Genomic DNA, 289 nt, shown 5'->3' on the forward strand with positions numbered 1-289 from the left:
ACACCGCCGCCGGCCACCGCCGCGATCACGCGCAGGTTGGTGGTCTTCATGTTCCCCAGGTCGATCTCGACGCGCGCCATGCGCGCTGCAAAGGCCGGGTCTTCGGCCAGGGGCTTGCCGTTTTTCGTCTGCGTGGCGGCAATGCCCTTGAGCTGTTCGAGCGCGGCCACCGAGAAGTCCACGCCCGCGATGTTGGTGCGCTCGTAGGTCAGCAGGTACTTGGCGCAGGTCCAGCCCTTGTTCTCTTCGCCCACGAGGTTCTCGGCGGGCACGCGCACGTCGGAGAAGA

At 66.8% G+C, this 289-nt stretch carries 1 protein-coding gene; it reads right to left on the reverse strand.

What is annotated here, in order from left to right:
• Nucleotides 1-289: acyl-CoA dehydrogenase family protein (locus ACZYSP_RS35500; RefSeq protein ID WP_489019248.1), on the reverse strand; the 289-nt coding region annotated here is incomplete at both ends.

The sequence above is a fragment of the Variovorax sp. F042 genome, from assembly GCF_057814215.1.